Consider the following 23,946-nt stretch of genomic DNA (forward strand, 5'->3'; position numbering starts at 1 on the left):
TATGCAATTATCAGGCGCACAAATCATTGTGCAAAGTCTCAAGGCCGAAGGCGTTGAATACGTTTTCGGTTATCCGGGCGGCGCAGTTCTCGAAATCTACGACGCCATCTACCAGCTCAATAAATTCAAGCACATCCTGACCCGACACGAGCAGGCAGCCGTTCATGCGGCCGATGCTTATGCACGCACCAGCGGTAAAGTCGGTGTGGCTTTGGTGACTTCCGGCCCCGGCGCGACCAATGCGGTGACCGGTATTGCCACGGCTTATTCGGATTCGATTCCGATGGTTGTCATCACAGGTCAGGTCGGTACGCCGGCCATCGGCAGCGATGCGTTCCAAGAAGTCGACACCGTCGGCATTACCCGACCGTGCGTGAAACACAATTTCTTGGTGACCGACATCAACGATTTGGCCAATACCATCAAAAAAGCGTTCCAAATTGCCGCCGGCGGCCGTCCGGGGCCCGTGGTAATTGATGTGCCGAAAGACGTGACGCAGGCGATGGCGAAATTCAGCTACCCGCAAGAAGACATTTTTATCCGCTCCTATCAGCCCGTGGTGCAAGGCCATGCCGGTCAGATTAAAAAAGCGGTGCAGATGTTTGCTTCTGCTAAACGTCCGATTATCTATTTTGGCGGCGGTATTGTATTGGGCAATGCCAGCCAAGAATTGGTTGGATTGGTACACGCCACCGGCGCACCATGCGTCGGCACTTTGATGGGTTTGGGCGCAGTGCCTTCCGGCGACCGTCAATATCTCGGCATGCTGGGCATGCACGGCACGTACGAAGCCAACTTGGCCATGCAGGATGCCGATGTAGTGTTGGCAGTAGGCGCGCGATTTGACGACCGCGTTGTGTCCGTGCCATCCAAATTCTTGGAAAAACCGAAAAAAATCATTCATGTCGATGTTGACCCGTCGAGCATTGCCAAACGCGTTAAAGCCGACATTCCGATTGTGGGCGATGTGAAAAATGTATTGGCCGAAATGATTTGTTTGGTGAACAAACAGCAATCCGTACCGAGCCGCGAGCATTTGGATAAATGGTGGAAAAATATCGAATCATGGCGAAGCCGCGATTGCTTGTGGTTTGATCAAGACGAAGAAACCATCAAGCCACAGTTCGTGGTGAAAAAATTGGCAGAAATCACCAATAATTCGGCCATCATCACATCAGATGTCGGTCAGCACCAAATGTTTGCCGCACAATATTACCCGTTTGAGCGTCCGCGCCAATGGTTGAATTCAGGCGGTTTGGGCACCATGGGTGTCGGTTTGCCTTATGCGATGGGTGCCAAACTGGCGGCGCCGGAGCAGGATGTCTTCTGTATCACCGGCGAAGGCTCGATTCAGATGAACATCCAAGAATTGTCGACCTGCTTCCAGTATAAAATTCCGCTGACTGTTGTCACCTTGAATAACGGTTATCTCGGGATGGTGCGCCAATGGCAAGAGCTTTACTATAGCAACCGCGAATCGGAAACCTATTTCGATTCATTGCCGGATTTTGTGAAGCTGGCTGAGGCTTATGGCCATGTGGGTATCCGCGTGACCAAGCCGTCTGAAGTGGAGGGTGCGATTCGTCAGGCGCTGCAACACAACCGCGAAGGCCGCTTGGTGTTTATGGATTTCATCACTGATAAGAAACAAAACGTGTTCCCGATGGTGGGCAACGGCAAAGGCCTCGACGAAATGGTGCTGCCGGTACACATGCGTGAAACCAAAGCCGACAGCGACGTGAACGATGTCAACGACCGTGATTACGATACAAGGAGCGTGCCATGAGACACATTTTGTCCATTCTGATGGAAAACGAATCCGGTGCAATGAGCCGTGTGGTGGGTTTGTTTTCAGCGCGCGACTACAACATCGATTCATTGTCGGTGGCCGCTACGGAAGACCAAACCTTGTCACGCATGACCATTGTTACCCACGGTGACGACAGCGTACTGGAGCAGATTACCAAGCAGCTTAATAAGCTGGTTGAAGTGATTAAAGTGGTCGATTTGAACGAAAGCCGCTTTGTCGAACGCGAATTGATGTTGGTGAAAGTGCGTGCAGCCGGTAAAGACCGTGACGAATTTTTGCGCTTGACCGAGATTTACCGCGGTCATGTGATTGATGTTACCGACCGCAGTTACACCATAGAAGTAACCGGCTCCAGCGACAAATTGGATTCTTTCTTAGAAACCGTAGGGCGTGCGCAAATTTTGGAAACTGTCCGCACGGGCGCAGCCGGTATCGGCCGCGGCGAGCGTATTTTGAAAATTTAATGCCGCCCTTTTTTCAGACGGCCTTTTAAAATATCAGAGGCCGTCTGAAACCAAATACAGGAGAAGTTTGAGATGTCGATGATTAAGATTGTTGCGTTGATTACTGTAAAACCTGAGCACCGCGAAACATTGTCTGCCCGATTCACGCAGTTGGTTCAAGCCAGCCGTGCCGAAGCGGGGAACAACAGCTATGATTTGCATCAGGACATCCAAAATCCCAACCGTTTTGTGTTTGTCGAGAGTTGGCAATCTCAGGCGGCGGTGGACGAACATAATGCCAGCGAGCATTTTCAGGCATTTGTCAAAGCCATCGAAGGTAAGACCGACCATCTTGAAATCGTGTTGCTCAACAAACTCTCCGTCTGATTTTTTAAAGCTGACTCAACAAACCTATTCAAATAAAAGGAATTGAAATGCAAGTTTATTACGATAAAGATGCCGACCTGTCATTGATCAAAGGCAAAACCGTTGCCATCATTGGTTACGGTTCGCAAGGTCATGCCCACGCTGCCAACCTGAAAGATTCAGGCGTAAACGTGGTGATCGGTTTGCGTCAAGGCACTTCTTGGGACAAAGCCGTTAAAGCGGGCCACAACGTAAAAACCGTTGCCGAGGCCACCAAAGATGCCGATGTTGTGATGATTTTGTTGCCGGATGAAAACCAACCGGTTGTGTACAAAAACGAAATCGCGCCTAACCTGAAAGATGGTGCCGCTTTGGCATTTGCTCACGGTTTCAACGTACACTACAACCAAATCGTACCACCATCAAACGTGGATGTGATCATGGTTGCGCCTAAAGGCCCGGGCCATACCGTACGCAGCGAATTCTTGAAAGGCGGCGGTGTACCTTCATTGATCGCCGTTTACCAAGACAACTCCGGTAAAGCACGCGACATTGCCTTGTCTTACGCAGCAGCCAACGGCGGCACCAAAGGCGGCGTAATTGAAACCAACTTCCGCGAAGAAACCGAAACCGACCTGTTCGGCGAGCAGGCCGTATTGTGCGGCGGTGCGGTTGAACTGGTGAAATGCGGTTTTGAAACCTTGGTTGAAGCCGGTTACGCTCCGGAAATGGCTTACTTCGAGTGCCTGCACGAATTAAAACTGATTGTAGATTTGATGTACGAAGGCGGTATTGCCAACATGAACTACTCAATTTCCAACAACGCCGAATACGGCGAATACGTCACCGGCCCTGAAATCGTGACTCCTGCAACCAAAGAAGCCATGAAAAAAGCGCTGTACCGCATCCAATCCGGCGAATATGCGAAAATGTTCATCCAAGAAGGCGCAGCCAACTATGCTTCGATGACTGCCCGTCGTCGCTTGAATGCTGACCACCAAATCGAAAAAGTCGGCGCGCAATTGCGTTCGATGATGCCTTGGATTGCGAAAAACAAATTGGTTGATTTGGATAAAAACTAATTGTTACCCACAATCACAAAAAATGCCGTATGAAATATTTCAGACGGCATTTTTTATGTCTAACCATTCAAATACATTTAACTTATATCAAGGCTGCCTGAGAAAACCATTGGTAGTATAGTGAATCCACTTTAAAAGTACGGCGTTGGTCAGCCTGGCCGTATTATCTATACTGTCTTCGGCTCACCGCCTTGCCCTATTTAAAAGTGAATCCACTATATTTTCAGACGGCCTATTGATCATTCCATCAAACTAAATGAAACTTGATTGAAATAAAATGAATCTTATATCGAGATATGATAAATCAATCAGTTATTTCTAATTCATAGCATTATTTGTATCTGCTTTAACCATAAAGAATTATTGCACTAATATAAATACACTTTAAGATTTGTAAACTTGATATACATCAAATTATCAATATTAGATGATTCATATAATATTATTGTTTTGAGTAATCGAGTCATCGGGGATAGATTATGTCCGGTTTTGATAGGGATAGGGCAGAGGATAGCAGTCTGCTCAAGTGGGTGGTTGCTGTAGCGCTGGCATTGGTTTTGATGGTCATCAGCTTGCCGGTTCATGCAGAGCGCCTGCCGGAATTTTTGAGCAAAGTGCAGCCGTCTGAAATTTTTCCGACTGCCGACCGCTACGGTGAGCCTGAAGGTAAGCCGATGGTGGCGCGCGTATACAAAGGTGACGAGCAGCTGGGCTTGGTCTTCATCACCACCGATGTCGTAAATACCCGTGGTTATTCGAGCAAACCCATCGATACCATGGTGGCCTTAGCCAATGACGGCACAATTACCGGTGCCAAATTGGTGGCACACAACGAACCGATTATGCTCATCGGTATCCCTCAATCGCGTGTCGATAAATTTATTAACAACTATATTGGTTTGAATTTCATTACCACGCCACCGAAACCGGGTGTGGCGCCTTCCGACATCATTAGCGGTGCTACCGTGACGTTGATGGTGATCAACGACAGTATGCAGCGCTCGATTAAAGCCATTACCCAGCAATACCAAGTGGGCACAGCAGGCGCAACGGCGGCTGTGGCTGTCGATGGTGCTTCTGTGGCACAAACAGCAGTGCAAACCCGTCCGCGCCGTGCGGTTGGCATGGATAAACAAGACATCCAATCGTGGAATGCGCTGCTGGAACAAAAAGCCGTCACCAAGCTGCACATGACGGTGGATGAAGCCAATAAATTATTTGAACAAAGCGGCAAAGAAGGTGTTGTTGAACACGCTGAAGAAGGGCCGGGTGATGATACTTTTGTCGATATGTATGTTGCGGTGGTGAGCCAACCTTCCATCGGGAAAAGCTTATTGGGAGAAGCCGGTTGGAACAACTTGCAACGCCGTCTGAAACCCGGTCAGCAAGCCATTATGGTTGCCGGTGAGGGCCGTTATTCTTGGAAAGGCTCGGGTTATGTGCGCGGCGGTATTTTCGACCGAATCGAGATGATTCAAGGCGATAACAGTTTCCGCTTCACCGATGCGCAACATGAACGTATAGTGGCTTTGGCGGCAGAAGGTGCGCCGGCATTTAAAGAAGTGTCTTGGTTCGCCATTCCGGAAGATGTTGAATTTGATGCTGCCGAGCCATGGCGTCTGCAATTGATGATTCAGCGCGTATTAAGCGTGAACGACAAAGCGTTTGTCACTGCCGATTTAGCTTATGAGTTGCCGCAAGGCTATTACGTTGACGACTCTGACGCCGATCCGGTGACCATCACCGCGCCGATTGAAATACCTGCCGCCGAAGATAGAAAACTGGCCAATCAAACCGCCGGCATTTTGGATGCCGCAACCGATGACGGCGTATCCAACCAACTGTGGAAACAGATTTGGCAGGCGAAAAAAGCGCAGATTATTGTGGTTGGTATTGCCTTAGCCATTTTGCTGCTGGTGTTCTTGTTCCAAGACTGGATTGTGCGTTACGAAAAATGGTATGACCGTTTCCGCATTGCCTTTTTGACCTTTACCTTGGTTTATATCGGCTGGTATGCACAGGCGCAATTGTCGGTGGTGAATACCTTGACGCTGTTTTCTGCCATTTTGACCGATTTCCACTGGGAATTTTTCCTGATGGATCCGCTGGTGTTCATTTTGTGGCTGTTTACGGCGGCGACTATGCTGCTGTGGAACCGCGGTACCTTCTGCGGCTGGTTGTGTCCGTTTGGTTCTTTGCAGGAATTGAGCAACCGTTTAGCAAAAAAATTGGGTGTAAAGCAAATCACCGTACCGCATTTGCTTCACACACGCTTGAGTGCGATTAAGTATGTGATTTTCTTCGGGTTGCTGGCAATCTCGCTCTACGACTTGGGTATGGCCGAGCATTTTGCCGAAATCGAGCCGTTTAAGACCGCGATTATTTTGAAATTCATGCGCGAATGGTGGTTTGTGCTGTTCGCCGTGGCATTGTTGGCAGCCGGTTTGTTTATCGAACGCTTCTTCTGCCGCTACTTATGCCCGTTGGGCGCGGCGATTGCGATTCCCGCACGCTTCCGCATTTTCGACTGGTTGCGCCGCTACAAAATGTGTGGTAATCCGTGTCAGATTTGTACACACGAATGTCCGGTTCAAGCGATTGCACCCGAAGGTGATATTCATCCGAACGAGTGTATCCAATGTCTGCACTGCCAAGTGATGTATCACCATGAAACACGTTGTCCGCAAGTGGTTGCGGCCAACAAGAAAAAACAGCGCCAAGCCGCGGCTAAATCGGAACACGAAGCCGAGCAAACCGCCAAAGCCAATGAATATGTGGTGCACTTTGTAAAACCGGCTGCAAAAATCACTGTCGAAAAGTAACGAGTCAGTTTCCCTTATCCACGGTAGGCCGTCTGAAAAGACAAATACCGAATTTCATCCCAAGGAGAGTTTTATGTCAGACGAAAAATTAGAACAAAACGGCTTGAGCCGACGTTCATTCTTAGGTACTGCCGCGGCTTCCGGTGCCGGTATTGCCGGTGCGGGCTTGTTGGGTTTGGCCGGTTGTTCCAATGCCGGGAGCGATAAAGGTGCTGCTTCCGGTGCGGCAGGTTCTGCACCGGAAGCCAAAGCCGATGCACACGGCAGCGAAGGTGGTCAGTCTGTCCATATTGGTCCGGGCGAGCTGGATCAATACTACGGCTTCTTATCGGGCGGCCAGTCCGGCGAAATGCGCTTGGTCGCCCTGCCTTCTATGCGCGAACTGATGCGTATTCCTGTCTTCAATATGGACAGCGCCACCGGTTGGGGCCGTACCAACGAGAGCCTGCGTATTTTGAACGAAAAAAATACCGCTGAAACCAATGCATTTTTGAAAGCCAGCGGTTTGCGCTGCCTCCCGAACGGCGACTTGCACCACCCGCACTTGTCGTTTACCGATCAAACTTACGACGGCCGTTACGCTTACGCCAACGACAAAGCCAACAACCGTGTGTGCCGCGTGGATTTGGAAATCATGAAAACCGACAAAATCATTGAGATTCCGAATGCTTCCGGTATCCATGGTTTGCGTCCGCAACGTTATCCGAAAACCGGCTATGTCTTTGCCAACGGCGAACACATCGTACCGGTAGACGGTGTAGGCAATCTGAACGATCCGAAAACCTGGAATGCGGTGTATACCGCCATCGACGGCGAAACCATGGAAATTGCATGGCAGGTATTGGTGGACGGTAACTTGGACAATGGTGATGCCGACTATCAAGGCAAATACTCATTCGCTACCTGCTATAACTCTGAGCGTGGTTTGACCGTGCAAGCCGCTTCGGCCAACGAGCAAGACTGGGTAGTCGTGTTCAACTTGGCTGCAATTGAAGAAGGTATTAAAAACGGTGACTTTAAAGAAGTCAACGGTGTGAAAATGGTAGACGGCCGCGCTGAAGCCAATTCTAAATACACCCGCTACATTCCGGTGCCAAACTCACCGCACGGCTGTAACGCATCACCTGACGGCAAATACATCATGCTCAACGGTAAGCTGTCCCCAACCGTGACCGTATTGGATGTGAGCAAATTGGACGATTTGTTTGCCGGTAAAATCCAGCCGCGTGATGTTGTGGTCGCCGAGCCTGAATTGGGTTTAGGCCCGTTGCATACCGCATTTGACGGCCGCGGCAACGCCTATACCACGCTGTTTATCGACAGCCAAATGGCGAAATGGAACATCGAAGATGCGATTAAAGCTTATGCCGGCGAGAAAATCGATCCAATCAAGCAAAAAATCGATGTTCACTATCAACCTGGCCACAACCATACCACCATGGGCGAAACCAAAGAAGCCGATGGTAAATGGCTGGTGTCTTTGAACAAATTCTCGAAAGACCGTTTCTTGAATGCCGGCCCATTGAAACCCGAATGTGACCAATTGATCGACATTTCAGGCGATGAGATGAAGCTGGTGCACGATAATCCGACCTTTGCCGAACCACACGACTTCTGCTTGGTAGCAGCGTCTAAAGTGAATCCGGCTAAAACTTGGGATCGCACCAAACACGCTTGGTGGTGGAAAGATGCCGCCGACATGGCTGCCAAAGACGGCGTTGAGTTGGAAAAAGCCGCCAAAGTGGTGCGCGAAGGCAATAAAGTACGCGTGTACATGACTGCTGTCGCACCGGCGTTCAGCGTGCCGCAATTCGAAGTAAACCAAGGCGACGAAGTGACTGTGGTGGTGACCAACGTCGAAACCATCGAAGACTTGACCCACGGCTTTACTTTGGAAGGCTACGGCATTGCGATGGAAATCGGCCCGCAACAAACCAGCTCGATTACCTTTACCGCCCACCGTCCGGGCGTGCATTGGTACTACTGCCAATGGTTCTGCCACGCATTGCACATGGAAATGTCAGGCCAAATGATTGTAAAACCTAAATAATCTTACCCTGATGTAAACAAGCAGGCCGTCTGAAACGGTAATTCCTTTTCAGACGGCCTTTATAACAAAGCCATTTGGAAATCAGGCAGATGGTTTTGTTATAGTGGATTCACTATATAATGTCGAACTTGTCGCGCCGACGCAGGCCGTCTGAAAACAAGAGAAACCACATGCACACTCTATTTCATGTCAAAACGCTGCAATACGCTGTTTGTGCGCTGCTCACCGCAGCAGGGTTTCAGACGGCCTTTGCTGCCGTGATTGCCGTTTCCCCCGCGGATAATCTCAATGAAATCATCACCCAAGCCCAAGCCGGAGATACGCTCAAATTTGCTTCGGGCGTGTATCAAACCAAAATCATCATCGACAAACCTTTAACCTTAGAAGGGCCGGCAGACCGTTCCGCCATCATCAAAGGCGACCGACGGGGGCGGACGGTCAGCGTGCACGCGCCTGACGTGGTGATTCGCCATCTTACGGTCAGCGGCTCGGGCCTGAGCCTGCCGGATATGGATGCCGGGATTTATCTGGAGGAAACCGCCGCCAACACGGTGGTGGAAAAAAACGATATTCTGGATAATTCCGTCGGTGTATATTTGCACGGCCCCAAAGACGCGGTGGTGCGTGACAACAAAATCGTCGGCAATGCCGAATTGCGCGTGAATGAGCGCGGCAACGGCGTGACCGTGTGGAACGCACCCGGTTCGCAAGTGGTCAGCAACGACATTTCCAAAGGCCGCGACGGCATTTTTTCCAATGCCAGCGCCTTCAATATCTACAAAGGCAACCGCTTTCACGATGTGCGCTTTGCCGTGCATTATATGTACACCAACGACAGCGAAGTCATCGACAACATTTCCATCGGCAACAACATCGCCTACGCCATGATGTTTTCCGACCGCATTAAAGTGCGCGGCAATATCGCCGTGATGAGCCGCGACCAAGGTATCATGCTCAATTACGTTAACCAATCGGAAGTACAGGACAACGTGATTTACCAAGCCGATAAATGCCTGTTTGCCTACAATGCCAATAACAATAAAATCTTCGGCAACCATTTCGAGCAATGCAAAATCGGTATCCACTTCACCGCCGCCATTGAAGGCACGGAATTGACCGACAATTCATTTATCAATAACGAAAGCCAAGTCAAATACGTCAGCACACGCTTCTTGGATTGGTCGGAAGACGGGCGCGGTAATTATTGGAGTGACAACAGCGCGTTTGACCTCGACGGCGACGGCATCGGCGACAACGCCTACCGCCCCAACGGCATCACCGACCAAATCATCTGGCGCGCACCGGTGGCAAGGTTGTTGATGAACAGTCCGGCCGTAAGCATTGTGAAGTGGGCGCAAAGCCAGTTCCCCGCGATTATGCCCGGTGGCGTGATTGACGGCAAACCGCTGATGAATCCATACCAAAACCCGACCATGCCGTATTATCTGCAACACAAAGCGGAAATGTTGCAAACCGCGAAGCAAACCAAATCGGCATGGGTGGCGCAGGCAAACGAATAAAAGGCTTTCAGACGGCCTGTGTCGGAAAATGCCGTCTGAACAAACACACAAGGAAACACCATGAGCAATCATGTTGAATTGAGAAGCGTGACCAAACAATTCGGCGAACAGCGTGCGGTCGATAACGTTGATTTGGTGCTGAAAGCCGGCGAAAGCGTGGGCTTGGCCGGACACAACGGCGCAGGCAAATCCACGCTGATGAAGCTGATTCTCGGCTTGATTACGCCGACGCAGGGCGAAGTGATGCTGCTGGGCGAGAAAACCGGCAGCAAAGCCGGTGCGGCGGTACGCAGCCAAATCGGGTATTTGCCGGAAACGGTGGCGCTGCACCCATCCATGACCGGCTTGGAAACCTTGGCTTTTTACGCCAAACTGAAAAAGCAGCCGCTCAATAAAAACCAAGATTTGCTCGAGCGTGTGGGCATTTCCCAAGCGGCCAAGCGTCGCGTCGGCACTTATTCTAAGGGTATGCGCCAGCGTTTGGCTTTGGCACAGGCTTTGTTGGGCGAGCCGAAAGTGTTGCTGTTTGACGAACCAACCACGGGTCTTGATCCGGCTTCGCGACAAATGTTTTACGAAGTGGTGCGAGAATTGAACGGCAGGGGCGCGACCGTGTTGCTCAGCACACATGCCTTGGCCGAACTCGACGGTCATGCCGACCGCGTGGTGGTAATGAAAAACGGTGCCAAAGTTGCCGATGGCAGCATAGATGAATTGCATGTGCAAAGCGGTTTGCCGCTTACGGTGAATGTTCGCCTGAAACACAGCAAACCCTTGTCGGTACGCTGGCAGCCTTCGGACGGCCTCAATTTTCGCGCGCAATGCGCAGCCGGCGAACGCATGGCTTTATTGGCCGAATTGGGCGATTTAAACGATTTGGCCTATCTCGACATCCATACCCCGACGCTTGATGAAATGTATGCACAATTCTTGAAAAGGGAAGACGTATGACCCCGATTTTGATTATCACCGGCAAAGAAGTGCGCGACAGCCTGCGCAACCGCTGGGTGCTGGCAGCGGCATTGTTGCTGGCGGCATTGGCTTTGTCGCTGGGCTTTTTGGGCAGTGCGCCGACCGGTTCGGTGAAGGTCGACCCGCTTACAGTCACGGTGGTGAGCCTGTCGAGCCTGTCGATTTTCTTGATTCCGCTGATTGCCATGCTCTTGGCCTACGATGCCTTGATTGGCGAAATCGAGCGCGGTACGATGGGCTTATTGTTGAGCTATCCGATTTCCCGCAACCAGATTTTGGCAGGTAAGTTCTTGGGGCACTTGATTATTTTGACCTTGGCGACGACAGCAGGTTACGGTTTGGCCGGTATCGCATTGCAGCTGGCCAACGGCGGCATCAATATCGCCGCATGGAAACCGTTTGCCGGCCTGATTGGCGCCAGCGTGATTTTGGGTGCGGCGTTTTTGGCTTTGGGTTATTTAATCAGCGCAAAGGTGAAAGAGCGCGGCACCGCGGCAGGCATCGCCATCGGTGTATGGCTGTTTTTCGTGGTGATTTTCGACATGGCTTTACTCGGCGTGTTGGTGGCCGATACGCAGCAAACGCTGACCGCACCGATGGTGGAAAGCATTTTATTGTTCAACCCGACCGACATTTACCGCCTGCTCAATCTGACCGGCTATGAAAACACCGCCATGTATTCCGGCATGGCCGGTTTGACCGAGCAAATCAGCCTGACGCTGCCGGTGTTGCTTACCGCGCAGGTGTTGTGGGCCATCATTCCGCTGCTGTTGGCGGCTTGGATTTTTGGAAAGCGACAAATATGAAAACATTTGCCTTAACAATCTGTACCGCCTTGCTGCTCACGGCTTGCGGCGCCAAAGAAAACACCGCGCCGCCGCCGGCTCCGGCGCCGATTACCGCGCAGTCGACCGGTCATTACTGCACCATGAACCTGATGGAACATGACGGCCCTAAGGCGCAGCTTTATCTCAACGGCAAGCCTGACAAGCCGGTGTGGTTCTCGACTATCCGCCAAATGTTCGGCTACACCAAGCTGCCGGAAGAGCCGAAAGGCATTCATGTAATGTATGTCACCGATATGGGTGAAGTGACCGATTGGGCAAAACCGAATGCCAACGAAGCATGGATTGATGCCAAAAAAGCATGGTATGTTATCGACAGCGGCTTTATCGGCGGCATGGGTTCGGAAGATGCGCTGCCGTTTGCGGATAAAGCCAAGGCCGAGCAATTTGCGCAAGAGAAGGGCGGCAAAGTCGTGAGCTTTGATGAGATGCCCGAAGAGTATATTTTTAAATAATGTGAACAGGCCGAGACTTTTGCAAAACCCGATTTGAACCGAGAAAACCATGTTCGTCATTCCCGCGCAGGCGGGAATCCGGAATTTCAAATTACCGGAACAGTTCAATACTTGCGAAACCGATAGATCCGGATTCCCGCCTGCGCGGGAATGACGGTTTAAAGATTTCCGGAAATTTATAAGTTTTGGAGCCTTAGGCCGTCTGAAAAGATTCTCCGGCTTTCAGACGGCCTGAATTTTATTTCAGAAAAACCATGAATATTCCCTTAAGCCGCCGCCGTTTTTTGGCCATCAGTGCCGTTGTGGCCGGCGGTGTGATTTTACCGTTTGCGTTAAACCGCCGAACTGAAAATCCTAAAACCGATGAAGCCGATCCGTTTGTTTGGAAAGGTATTGCTTTAGGTTCGGGCGCGCAATTGCGCCTGTATCATGTCAACCGCCGTCAAGCCGATGATTTGGTAAATAAGGCATTGGCGGAAGTGGCGCGTTTGGAAAAGATTTTCAGCTTATACCGTGACGACAGTCTGATTGTGCAGCTTAACCGGGAAGGCCGTCTGAACAATCCGCCACAGGATTTGTTGGCTTTATTGAGCATCAGCCAAGAAGTTTACCGGCTCACCCAAGGTGCGTTTGACCCGAGTATCCAGCCTTTGTGGAACTTTTACGCCGATTATTTCAGACGGCATCCCAATACCGATAAGCCGCCGGCACAGGCTGAAATGAATCAGGTATTGCAGCGGGTCGGTTTTGACAAAGTGGAATTTGACGATACGTTTGTCCGCTTTCACGGGCAGGGCATGGGCTTGTCGTTCAACGGCATTGCCCAAGGTTACATCACCGATAAAGTGGTGGAATTGCTGCAAAAAAACGGCGTGGAACAAGCCTTGGTCGATATGGGCGAAATCCGCGGCTTGGATACGCGCGGTGAACGTGCTTGGCAGGTCGGTATCCGCGATCCGCAAAATGAACAAGGCGTGTTGTTGAATGTGCCGCTGCAAAACGAAGGCTTCGCCACTTCCGGCGGTTACGGCACGGTGATGGACGAGGCGGGCAAGTTTACCCATTTGTTTGATCCGCGTTCAGGTGTGAGTACACCGCGTTACCGCAGCATGAGTGTGATGGCGCCGACCGCCGTGCTGGCTGATGCGTTTGCCACGGCGTTTTCGGTGATGCCGCAAGATGAAATCCGGCAAGCGGCACAGGCCAAGCGGGCGAAAGTGTGGCTGGTGATGCCGGATAATGAAATTAAAATCATTGAGTAAAAAAACAGAGACTTTTGTAAAATCCCCGGATTTGAGTGCAGTCCAAGGTTATAGCAGCGCAGAAAGCGCAGGCATATCCATGAAGACAGGCAAGCTTTCGGGCAGCGCATAACGAAGAAACGTGCCAAAGATGGGGATTTTGCAAAGGTCTTGTGCCGTCTGAAAAGTAGATATGTTCAGACGGTCTTTCTCTATGGTTTACACCCGATGATTTTCAGACGGCCCGAAAACGTCTTCCAAATTGTCTTCGCGGCGTCTGCGGTCCATGCGGTATTTCACCAAAATGCTCCACGCCTGCAAAATCACCAGTTGCGACAACACAATCACCAAGGCGGCCCGGAAGATATCCCATAAGGTCCAGCTGCCGACCAGCGGCTGCATAAATAGCGCGTGATAGTCGTCAATCACCAAATAAGCGGTCAATGCCCATAAGCCCCAAATCACCAAAAAAGCCGATATGCTTTTGGTGGTGATGCTCAGTGAGCGGCGCTTGGCTTTTCGGATAATCATCTGTTCGCGTAAGTTTGCCTTATACATTTGCTTTTCCTTTAAGTTTATTGAACGCCGCGGTCGGGGCTGACCCAAGTCGCTTGGCGGGTTTTATCGCGGAACACGGCTTTCGGGAAGCCGTGAACCAAGGTAATGCTGTTGAGCAACCAAAAAGCGTAGGGATACCAGATACAGCTGATGAAGTAGCGGAACAAATTGCCTTCGTAGCGGCTGTCGATATACAGGCTAATCGACAATTGCAGCAAAAAGGCCATAAAGGTGGCCAAACTGCCGACTTTGAACAAGGTTAAATCCGCCGTACCCATCACTATTTCAGCAATGCCGAAAATGGAAAAGACCAGCAGCGAATAGGCCCAAATCAAGGTCACAAAATATTCAAAATAAAGCGGCCACAGGCGGATGTTTTTCGTTTTCCAGATTTCGCCGCTGTATTTCAAAATCACTTCCGCGCCGCCTTGCGCCCAGCGCAAACGCTGTTTGTAGAGGCCGCGCAGGGTTTCTGGCATTAAGACCCAACACAAGGCGCGAGGTTCATAAATAATTTCATGGCCTGAAGTTTGTGTTTTCCAACTGATATCGATGTCGTCGGTAATCATGTTTTCGCTCCAGCCGCCGATTTGCCGCCAGATGTCTTTGCGAATGCACATAATCACGCCGGACACGGTAAACAGCGTGCCTGCCATACTTTGAGAGCGTTTGATTAAGCCGATAATCGAACTGAACTCCGCTACTTGCAGTTTGCCCAATACGGTGCTGCGGTTGCGCACGCGCGGATTGCCGGTAACGGCACCGGCTTCAGGATTGTTTTCCAGCGTATCGACAATGTATTCCAGCGCGTTGTAATCCAAAATCGCATCGCCGTCGATGCCGACGATGTATTTGCCGCGGGCGTGTTTGGCGCCGTTGTTCATCGCAGATGCTTTGCCGCCGTTTTTCTGGTCAACCACTTTGACGCGTTCGGAAACATTGCCCCAGCGTTGCAGGATTTTCAGCGTGTCGTCTTTGCTGCCGTCGTTGATGAACACCAATTCATAATTGGGATAGGTAAGTCGCAGCAGGTGGGGAATCGACTCGTCCAAATTATCGGCTTCGTTGTAGCAGGGAATCAACACGCTGACCATCGGCGCGTCTTCACCAAAAACCGGCTTGTCGCCGTTGCGTTCCCACAGTAGGAAGTACAGCATGCCGGAGGTGGTCCAGTAAACGGCCATGATGCCCGGGTAGAGCATGACAAAAATGGCGAGATATTCGTACCAATTCATGATAGTTTCTTTTGTGAGCCTAACAGGTTCAGACGGCGTTGAGGCCGTCTGAAAGATTATTTGATACCGAATACCGGTTTCACTATTTTCAAATCAGGCCGGTTTTGCACGAAATCATCGCTGAAGGCAGCGCCTTTGAAGCGTGCTTTACGCACCTGCATGATGCGTGCCGCCAAGTCTTGCGAACTCATTAACTGCCGGCCGTCGTAAGCGCGGTTGGGAATGTGGAACACGATTTTGTCTTGCGGCAAATCGGTGGCGCGCAAACCGGCCAACAAATTGCCCAGCCATGCTTCCGAAACTTCGCCGTGCCATTCGGTGTCCAATGAATACGGCGCTGCATGAATCACGGTGTGGTTGTAGTGCCGGGTAAATTTCGCCAGATTTTGGCCGAGCCTCACCGGTTGTTCGGACGGCAGGGCGGCTTCTGCCCAAATGCCGCGGGCGGTTTTCATGTCGTTAATCCCATTGAAGCTGTATTGCAGGGCGGCGTTTTTCAGCATGTCGGAATAGGCGATCAGCGCATCGGTTTTGGCGGCATCGTTACCTTGGTTGGCGGCTTCAAATTCGGTAATGAAACCATCACCGCCAAAGGCCAAACCTTTGAAGCGGCTGCTGAAGGCCAAATCTTCGTAAATTTCTTTGACCGCTTGGCGGTTTTTCGCGTTGTAAGGCGACAAACGCTTCACCGCGTTCGCGTTCAGACGGCCTGTGCGCGAATCGGTCAGGTATTCGTAATCGTCACCCAAATCAAACGCCAGCATAGGCATCCACGCTTTTACTTCCACGCCGGAGCGGCCGTTGAGCTGCCATGATACTTGGCTGAACAAATCGGCCTTCATTTTCAGGTGGCGGTTGGGGAAATACGCGCTATCGGCCACGCCGTCGCCGTTTTCATCGGAAACGGCTTGCAGATATACGGTTTTAGTACCTAAAGCACGCATACGTTCGATTAATTTGTCGTAGTTTTGGTTTTGTTTAATCGGGTCGGGATTGTATAAATCGTCTAATTTCACATACACCGCGCGCTCGTTTGGCAACACGAAATATTTGTCTTCCAAATATGATTTCAGATGGCCTAAAGAAGATTCCTGATCCACCAATGAGCGGCCGATACTTTGCTCGCCGATGGTGCTGAGTTTTTCATCTTTCAAGGTCAAGTCGCCGCGGAAACCCAATTCACGGGCGATTTCTACGGCGGTTTGGGTGAATTGGCCGTATGGCCACACCAACACATCAGGTGCGACACCGGTGCGTTGTTTGATGATGTCGCGCGATTTTTTCAAATCGTTGCGGATGCGGGCGCGGTATTCAGACGGCGTTTCATAGCTTTTGTTGCGGTAGTTGCCGGGAAAAACGGCGGCAAATTGCGAGCCGCCCGGATTGCCGGTTTGGCCGTGGTGCATGTCGTGGGTGTGCGAGGCTATTTCAATCAGGCCGCTTTGCTGCATTTCGCGCACTTGTTCCCAAGTGATGAAGGCCGAACGCGGCAGCTTGATGCCGCCGTAATCGATGTGGCCGTCGGCAGGGATTTCCAGCCATGAGGTCACCAAACCATAAACGGCGGGATAATTATAGGCCTGCAAAATCGGATAAATGGTGGTGTAGAAGCTGGCATAGCCGTCGTCAAAAGTAAGTAATACCGGTTTGGCCGGCAATGAGCCTTTGCCTGCACGCGCTGCTTTAATCTGCCGCCAGCTGACCGGGGTGTAGCCGTTGTCGCGCAGCCAGTTGAAATGGGTAATCAAACGCTCAACGGTGATGGTTTGCGGGAAATAAGTGCGGCGAATGTTTTGCGGCATATTGGCAGAAAAAGACGGTTTGCTTTGGTCAATGACGTCGTGATAACAAATCACGCCGTACTTTACATCGACTGCCGCCCATGCGGCGGGCAGGGCAAGGGCGCATAAAAGCGGGAATAAAAGGCGTTGTTTCATGTTGGAATTCTTTATCAATTTGGGAATGTTGTTTCAGACGGCCTGTTGAATAAACAGGCCGTCTGAACATTGTTTATTTAAATTTCACATTCAGACCGATGCTGCCGAAGTTTTGGTATTCGGGCTCGCCATCGTATATGGCTTGGCGTCGGCCGACTTCGTAATTGAGGCTGAGTTTTCTGCCCAACTGCCAATCGTGGCCGTATTTCAGCAGCCAAGTGTTTTCAGCGTTTTCGCCTGCCTGCCAGTAGCGGCCGATGCCTGCGCTGACCGTTTGTTGCAATTTAATGCGGTTGTCAAACGGTCGGCTGTGTGCCAAAGCCAGCGTGCCGCTTAGGCTTTTGCTGTTTTTCGGGTTGTAGTAGTGCGCTTCGGGAATGTCTTTGTTGTTGCTGTAATCCGCCCACAGCGAGCTGGAAAGTTTCCAGCGGTTGTATTGGTAGAGGTTGTTGGAAAGCCATGCGTAAGCGGCTTTGCGCACGTTGCCGTCTTCAAAATCCATCACGCTTGCGCCAATACCTATGCGCAGGTTGTCGGAATACACATAATTTGCGCCGATGTTGTATTCATTGGCATACACGTCTTGATTCAAGGCTTTGGTCGGTGTGTTGGCGCTGTTGTAGGCGGCATTGGCATTCAGACTCAGGCGGCTGTTTAAGCGGTAATTGACACCGGCTTTGGCATAGGCTTTTTTATCCAAATTTATACCATGACCGGCTTCGATGTTGAACGTGGCCGGATAGGCGCTGATTTCCGCACCGGCACCCACACGCCCGGCGCGCAACGGTTCACCGTGGTTGGGTACATAAGTGGTTTGCTCGGTGACATAAGCGCGGTGGCCTTTGGTGCTGCGTTGGCTATATAGCGTGGCGCTTTGCTCCCATTCGGTTTTTTCAGACGGCGAGGTAGCTTTCATGGAGTTGGCGTTGACACTCAAAGCCGGTGCGCGCGCTTGGTCGTAATCCCGGAAAAAGCCTTCATAGCTTAAATTTTCACGGCTGACGCTTTGTACGGTTTGATCGACTTTGCGCCAATTGCCGCTGGCCATCTGCATGGAAGCGATTTTGCTTTTTACCCAGTCTTGCGATTCGGGCGACAAAAATTCCTGCGCGCGGGTAAACCACATTTCAGCTTCTTCTTCGTGGCCGTTCCAGTAGGCCAGTTCGCCGCGCAAAACTTGCGCCCACGGGTCGGCCGGGTATTCGGCAATCCAGGCATCCATTTCTTTGATGGCTTTATTGATGTCGCCACCCCATGCATCCAAACGTGCATTCCAGAAATACTGTTTGTTGTAATATGGGTTGTCGATGTGGACGGTGCGGGTGAAATCGAGCTTGGTGCGGTCGGTGTGCCAATTCGGGATTTGCGCACGCGCTTTGTCGTAATAGCCTAAATCGGCATACGCGCCGATTAAGGATTCATTTAACTGATTGCTCACATGATTTTTCTCTGCCATTTCGCGGTCAGCCGCGGCTTGGTATATTTTGCTGGCTTTATGCGGACTGGCGGTTTCGGTTAATGCCTGGGCGTAGTAGGCTTCAACATAGGCCGGTTGCTTGCCTAGTTTGGCCAACCGGCGGTAATCTCTGACGGCTTCTTCCGGTTTGCCGATAGCGGTGGACGCAGCCAAGCGGTCACGCAGTGCGCCGGTGTGTAAGTCGCTGCCGAATTCGGTGGTGTTCATGATGTCGGTCAGCTCGCGATAGGCTTGTTTGAGCTGATCCTGATCGTAGGTTTGCAATGCGCCGCGCAGACGTGAAGCAGCTTTATTTTTCCGTATCCATAATTGGTCGGCCCGGGTGAAATATTGCGGGAATTCTTTGAGTAAACGCTCCTGCACCGGATATGCCTGCATTTGGGCGGCCAAGCGGTAAGTCTGCAAAACCGTCTCTTTATCGGCTTGCGCGCTCATGCGTTTGCCCAAAATACTTAATTGCTCGGTTTGGGATTGAGCCTTGCTGTTGAGGTATTCTGCGGCTGCCCGAATATCGCCGTCATCACCGAAGCGGCGGCGGTATTCTTCAATACCGGCTGCGGCTTGTGGCCGCTGACCTTGGTCAACTGCCACTAAGGCGCTGCCGAGAAAGCCGATTTTTTTCTGCGGGAAACGGGTTTGCAGCGTGCGGTAAAACTTGGCAGCTTGGTCGAATTTTTTACTGTCACGGGCGGCTTTGGCTAAGTTTTCCAATTCATCGGCCGCCAGTTCAGACGGCATACAATCGGCGCATACGGCCAAAGCTTCTTCGCGTTGGCCGCCGCGCATTAGCAAGGCAATCAAATCGGCGCGCACGGCCGGGTGGTTGGTTTTACGATAAAGCTGCTGCAAAGCATCAACGGCTTCAATGCGTTGCGCTTCGCCGGCGCGTGAGTGGACAACCCAATGCTCGCGTTCGGCATCAATGTTTTGGGCGTAGGAAACGACAGGTACAGAAAAACCGGCCGTCGCAACCAATAAAGAGAGTGGGCGGTTGATGTTCATTGTTAAATTATCAAGCTGATGGCTGCCATGATGACAGAAGGATGAAAGGATGAGTACGTTTCGAAGAATGTGTTTGAATGTATATGGAATATACAGAATTTTTATGATATTTGTTTATCATGATTCTAATGCATCAGATTAATGTTTCAGTTTATAAAACCTTAGCGGTTAATATTTTAACTAAATGGATAAATCATCTAGGCGGAAATAGTTTCAAGAGATAATGGAAAAAAAGAGGCCGTCTGAAACAGACGGCCTGAAAAACTCTTGCAGTTGGGAGTGATAGCAAGAGATTACGACACTTTTAATAAGGTGTGTAAGGAAAGGGATTCGGTTAAGCAAGGGATTTCAGCAGAATGTGTGGCTACGGTAATGCCCGTTGCACGCAGGTTGCTGATGGCTTTGAGCGTGGTCTCCGACGTGTAGCCGCAGCAGGCGCTTAAATTCAGGATAATGTGTAAGCGATGGTTGTAATATCTTAATTGTTGCGCGGTATGGGCCGCTGCCTCTTCGGTGGCCAATCCGCCGATAATTACGGTATCCGCGCCGTTGTCATGCAGCCATTCCAATAAGCCTGTGCTGACAAGCTCGCTGGTATCGTGAAAACACACACCATGACGGTAATCACCGTTGGTTTCAATCACATGGTCGTAATCGGCAGGGCTGGGCAGGCCGGTAAAAAGATGATTGCGGCGGCAGTTGTCTCGTTTTGGGCCGAATACCAAGCCGCTGCGATTCAGCGGGGCTTCTATGCATTCTTGACAAAACACACCGGCAGCCGAACCGTTATTTTCAATCAAAACACGTTTATCGGCGAAACGCGCTTGGCGGTTTAATTCGTCCACGATGTCTTCCGGATGGTGCAGGAAACGGTTTTCATTTGCCGCCATGCAGGAAAAACGATATTGCGGCTGAATGTCGATAGCAATAGTCGTCATGATATTTCTCCTAGTGTTGTCATCGGGTTGTCCGTCATCAATAATCAAGTTTGGATAAATGGTTTTAAAATAAGATAATCGGCTAATTCTCGATAATCGGTATGATATCAGGATAAACGTCATATTGCCAGAAAAATTTAGTAGATTGAAATAATATATTTGGTGAATATTGAACGATAGATTGAATTGAATTTTGAAAATGGAATTTATGATAAATAAATCAAATGATTATGGTGCAAATGGCTGTGTTTTGTTCCGATGAATACAAAATATTTTCATTCTAAGAGAATAGAGGAATGAGACAAAAAGGCCGTCTGAAAGCATAATGTTTTCAGACGGCCTTTACCGTTAAACACTAAATAAGCGGTATTTGCGGCTGCTTAAATCCAGCCTAATGTATTGATGAAGACAATCAGAATGGCAATCGGAGCCAAGAAACGCAGCGTATTGAGCCATAAATGAATCACGGTTTTCGGCACGGTGCTGCCTTCGCTCATGTTTTCCAAAACCGATTGTTTATTGCGCACCCAGCCGGTAAAAATCGCTATGCTTAATGCACCAATCGGCATGATGATGGCGGAAATCATGTAATCCCACAAATCGAAAACGGTTTTGCCGAATACTTTAAATTCGCCCGATACGCCAAATGATAAGGCTGATGGAATACCAACGATGAAAATGGCCAAGCCGATCAGCCAAGTGCGGCTTTTGCGTTTGCTTTCGTCTTGGCGGATGGTGGCGGCAATCACGGTTTCCAACATGGAGAATGCCGAAGTGAGCGTGGCAAATACCACCAGCAGCATAAAGACGGCAAAAAGTATGGTGCCGAACGGAATTTTCATAAACACCGCAGGCAAGACGATGAAGATTAAGCCCGGGCCTTGCGATGGTTCAAAGCCGAACGCAAAGACTGCAGGGAAAATCACCAAACCGGCCAGCAGCGACACCAATAAGTTCATCCACATAATGCTGTTGCCCGAGCGGAACAAATCCTGCTTTTTGCTCAGGTAAGACGCATAAGTAATCATGGTCGATACGCCGATGCTTAATGCAAAAAACGCCTGACCCAAAGCCATCAGCATGGTTTGCGGGGTGAAGTAGGACCAATCAGGTTTCAGCAAAAACGACACACCCTGCATGGCATTGGGCAGCGTCATCGAGCGGATGGCCAAGATGATAAACAACACAAACAAAGCCGGCATCAGATAACGGTTGGCTTTTTCAATGCCGTCTGAAATGCCGCCTTTCACTACCCAAATCGTCATCAGCATAAATAAGCCTTGATAAAACAATACGCTCCAAGGATTGGCGATGGTGGCGCCGAACAAGGCTTCGAAGTCGGCGTCAGGGTGGATTTCGCCGGTAAACGCGTGCACCACATAATTCAGCACCCAGCCGCCGACCACGCTGTAAAACGACAGCAACACAAAACACGCTGCCACGCCCATGCGGCCGACCCAAGGCCATTGTGAGCCGGGTGCCAGCGTTTTGAACGCATCGACTGCATTTTTACCGCTGGTGCGGCCGATATAAAACTCCGCCAATTGCACCGGCAGCGCAACCAAGATGGTAAACAGCAAAAATAATAAAAAGAACACGGCACCGCCATTCGTGCCGGCGGTGTAGGGGAATTTCCAAATGGCACCCAAACCAATCGCCGATCCGGCAGCGGAAAGGATAAAACCCAGTTTGGATGACCAAGAAGCAGAAGCATTCATCATGTATCGAAATGTAAAAAATAATGGCTGATTGTAGCAAAGCTGTTATGCAGATTGCAGCATTTGATGCTGTGGATTAGCGATTAAGCACGGAAGGTGCCGAGAATAGATGGCATAGAGTGAAAACCATCAAAAATTTTGGAATATAAAGAATTAATACAAAGAAAATGGTTGGAAATAGAAATATTATGCTGTCTGAAACCGGAATATCATCTTGGCGTATCAATTTTTCAAACAGGTCTCAGCATCGTCTTGGAAAGCTAGGGAAAGCTGCTACAATAGCCTCCTTTCAAAACACGTCAAACACAAGGAAAATAATGCTTTACGCTATCATAGCCATTATTGCCGGTCTCGTTTTGCTGGTCTGGAGTGCCGACCGCTTTATTGACGGCGCGGCTGCCACTGCCCGCCATTTCGGCATGTCGCCGTTGTTAATCGGTATGGTCATTGTCGGCTTCGGTACGTCTGCGCCGGAAATGGTCGTATCCGTGATGTCTGCCTTAGACGGCAGCCCCGGTATCGCTTTGGGCAACGCCTATGGTTCCAACATCACCAACATTGCCCTGATTCTGGGTATTACCGCCTTAATCAGCCCGATTATGGTGCAAAGGCAAATCGTCAAAACCGAAATGCCAATATTGCTGGTGATTACCGCCTTGGCTGCATTCCAATTGTTTGACGGCTATTTGAGCCTGATGGACGGTGCAGTATTGTTGCTGGTTCTGCTCGGTTATATGGTATGGACGGTGAAAACCAACCTGAAAGGTGTCGACAATATCGTCGAAGACCTTTCTGATGAATTGGAAAGCAGTGAAATGCCGTTGAAAAAAGGTCTGTTTTGGTTGGTTGCCGGCTTGGTGATACTGGTTTTGAGTTCGCGTCTGCTGGTGTGGGGGGCTGTTACCGTGGCGCAAAGCATGGGCGTCAGCGATTTGATTATCGGCTTGACCGTGGTGGCGGTCGGTACATCCTTGCCGGAGTTGGCGTCTTCTGTTGCTGCCGCGCGTAAAGGTGAACACGACATTGCCATCGGCAACGTGGTTGGTTCCAACTTATTCAACACTTTATCCGTGGTCGGCTTGGCTTCTGTGATTCGCCCGATGGAGGTGGCACCGGAAATCCTTACCCGCGATGTCGCCATCATGTCGAGCTTGACCGTGTTGCTGTTTATCTTCTGCTTGGGCAAAGGCGGTGCAGGTCAGATAGGCCGTCTGAAAGGCTTGGTTTTGCTGGGCTCATATGTAGCCTACACAGGTTATTTAATCAGCACCGGTTTTTAGTATATATAGAATAAATGGTGGCTACCAACCTGATTTGTCGGGCGTGGTATTGTATCATTCACAGTATCACTTGTAGCTGCCCCGGTCTGGAATATCGAATCCGGGAAGAGTCAGGTGGGCCTTACCATCAAGCGTCTTCGTGGATTTGGATAACCTTGATCTTTTAGTCGAATATCGGGTCTAAGTTTAAAATCT

18 protein-coding genes are annotated in these 23,946 nt (G+C 50.3%); 12 read left to right on the top strand and 6 right to left on the bottom strand.

Going from position 1 to position 23,946, the window contains the following annotated elements; genetic code table 11:
• The first annotated feature begins 1 nt into the window (after window position 1).
• The 11 genes from ilvB to H4O27_RS03125 all read left to right on the top strand — a co-directional run bounded on the left by ilvB (window position 2) and on the right by H4O27_RS03125 (window position 13,627).
• Window positions 2-1,786, top strand: a complete 1,785-nt coding sequence (ilvB, locus tag H4O27_RS03075) for a biosynthetic-type acetolactate synthase large subunit (RefSeq protein WP_165009499.1) — start codon at window positions 2-4, stop codon at window positions 1,784-1,786.
• On the top strand, window positions 1,783-2,274 hold the full coding sequence (ilvN, locus tag H4O27_RS03080; RefSeq protein ID WP_165009496.1) for an acetolactate synthase small subunit: 492 nt from the start codon (window positions 1,783-1,785) through the stop codon (window positions 2,272-2,274). Before ilvB ends, ilvN begins: the two co-directional genes overlap by 4 nt.
• A gap of 72 nt (window positions 2,275-2,346) precedes the next feature.
• Entirely contained in the window at window positions 2,347-2,640 is a 294-nt protein-coding gene (locus tag H4O27_RS03085) for a putative quinol monooxygenase (RefSeq protein ID WP_165009494.1), read from the top strand.
• A 47-nt stretch (window positions 2,641-2,687) separates the two neighbouring features.
• Complete coding sequence (ilvC, locus tag H4O27_RS03090) at window positions 2,688-3,701, top strand: ketol-acid reductoisomerase (RefSeq protein ID WP_165009492.1); 1,014 nt, start codon at window positions 2,688-2,690, stop codon at window positions 3,699-3,701.
• A 560-nt stretch (window positions 3,702-4,261) separates the two neighbouring features.
• Window positions 4,262-6,523, top strand: coding sequence for a NosR/NirI family protein (locus H4O27_RS03095; protein WP_193004381.1), 2,262 nt, complete (start codon window positions 4,262-4,264; stop codon window positions 6,521-6,523).
• 73 nt (window positions 6,524-6,596) lie between these two features.
• A complete protein-coding gene (nosZ, locus tag H4O27_RS03100; RefSeq protein WP_165009490.1) occupies window positions 6,597-8,573 on the top strand; it encodes a TAT-dependent nitrous-oxide reductase in 1,977 nt (658 codons plus the stop codon).
• Window positions 8,574-8,743: 170 nt separating this feature from the next.
• Entirely contained in the window at window positions 8,744-10,093 is a 1,350-nt protein-coding gene (locus H4O27_RS03105; protein WP_165009488.1) for a nitrous oxide reductase family maturation protein NosD, read from the top strand.
• Window positions 10,094-10,153: 60 nt separating this feature from the next.
• A complete protein-coding gene (locus tag H4O27_RS03110; protein ID WP_165009486.1) occupies window positions 10,154-11,044 on the top strand; it encodes an ABC transporter ATP-binding protein in 891 nt (296 codons plus the stop codon).
• Window positions 11,041-11,871, top strand: coding sequence for an ABC transporter permease (locus H4O27_RS03115; RefSeq protein WP_165009484.1), 831 nt, complete (start codon window positions 11,041-11,043; stop codon window positions 11,869-11,871). The genes H4O27_RS03110 and H4O27_RS03115 overlap by 4 nt, the downstream gene beginning before the upstream one ends.
• The gene (locus H4O27_RS03120) at window positions 11,868-12,365 is read left to right on the top strand and encodes a nitrous oxide reductase accessory protein NosL (protein WP_165009482.1); all 498 of its coding nucleotides are present in this window, start codon (window positions 11,868-11,870) and stop codon (window positions 12,363-12,365) included. The genes H4O27_RS03115 and H4O27_RS03120 overlap by 4 nt, the downstream gene beginning before the upstream one ends.
• Window positions 12,366-12,619: 254 nt before the next feature.
• Window positions 12,620-13,627: an FAD:protein FMN transferase gene (locus tag H4O27_RS03125; RefSeq protein WP_165009480.1), complete on the top strand. Its 1,008-nt coding sequence runs from the start codon at window positions 12,620-12,622 to the stop codon at window positions 13,625-13,627.
• Between the two features lie 198 nt (window positions 13,628-13,825).
• On the opposite strand, the gene H4O27_RS03130 is transcribed toward H4O27_RS03125, so the two are convergent.
• The 6 genes from H4O27_RS03130 to H4O27_RS03155 form a co-directional block, all read right to left on the bottom strand.
• Complete coding sequence (locus H4O27_RS03130) at window positions 13,826-14,164, bottom strand: hypothetical protein (RefSeq protein WP_165009478.1); 339 nt, start codon at window positions 14,162-14,164, stop codon at window positions 13,826-13,828.
• A 17-nt stretch (window positions 14,165-14,181) separates the two neighbouring features.
• On the bottom strand, window positions 14,182-15,399 hold the full coding sequence (pgaC, locus tag H4O27_RS03135; protein ID WP_165009476.1) for a poly-beta-1,6-N-acetyl-D-glucosamine synthase: 1,218 nt from the start codon (window positions 15,397-15,399) through the stop codon (window positions 14,182-14,184).
• A 56-nt stretch (window positions 15,400-15,455) separates the two neighbouring features.
• The gene (gene pgaB, locus H4O27_RS03140; RefSeq protein WP_165009474.1) at window positions 15,456-17,336 is read right to left on the bottom strand and encodes a poly-beta-1,6-N-acetyl-D-glucosamine N-deacetylase PgaB; all 1,881 of its coding nucleotides are present in this window, start codon (window positions 17,334-17,336) and stop codon (window positions 15,456-15,458) included.
• Between the two features lie 73 nt (window positions 17,337-17,409).
• Entirely contained in the window at window positions 17,410-19,815 is a 2,406-nt protein-coding gene (pgaA, locus tag H4O27_RS03145; protein ID WP_165009472.1) for a poly-beta-1,6 N-acetyl-D-glucosamine export porin PgaA, read from the bottom strand.
• Between the two features lie 293 nt (window positions 19,816-20,108).
• Window positions 20,109-20,753, bottom strand: coding sequence for a cysteine hydrolase family protein (locus H4O27_RS03150; protein ID WP_165009470.1), 645 nt, complete (start codon window positions 20,751-20,753; stop codon window positions 20,109-20,111).
• A 380-nt stretch (window positions 20,754-21,133) separates the two neighbouring features.
• Window positions 21,134-22,471, bottom strand: coding sequence for a sodium-dependent transporter (locus H4O27_RS03155; protein WP_165009537.1), 1,338 nt, complete (start codon window positions 22,469-22,471; stop codon window positions 21,134-21,136).
• A 317-nt stretch (window positions 22,472-22,788) separates the two neighbouring features.
• Here H4O27_RS03155 and H4O27_RS03160 point away from each other — a divergent pair, with 317 nt between their 5' ends.
• Entirely contained in the window at window positions 22,789-23,751 is a 963-nt protein-coding gene (locus H4O27_RS03160) for a calcium/sodium antiporter (protein ID WP_165009468.1), read from the top strand.
• The last annotated feature ends 195 nt before the right edge of the window (window positions 23,752-23,946 follow it).

Source organism: Neisseria yangbaofengii (assembly GCF_014898075.1).
Lineage (GTDB): Bacteria > Pseudomonadota > Gammaproteobacteria > Burkholderiales > Neisseriaceae > Neisseria > Neisseria yangbaofengii.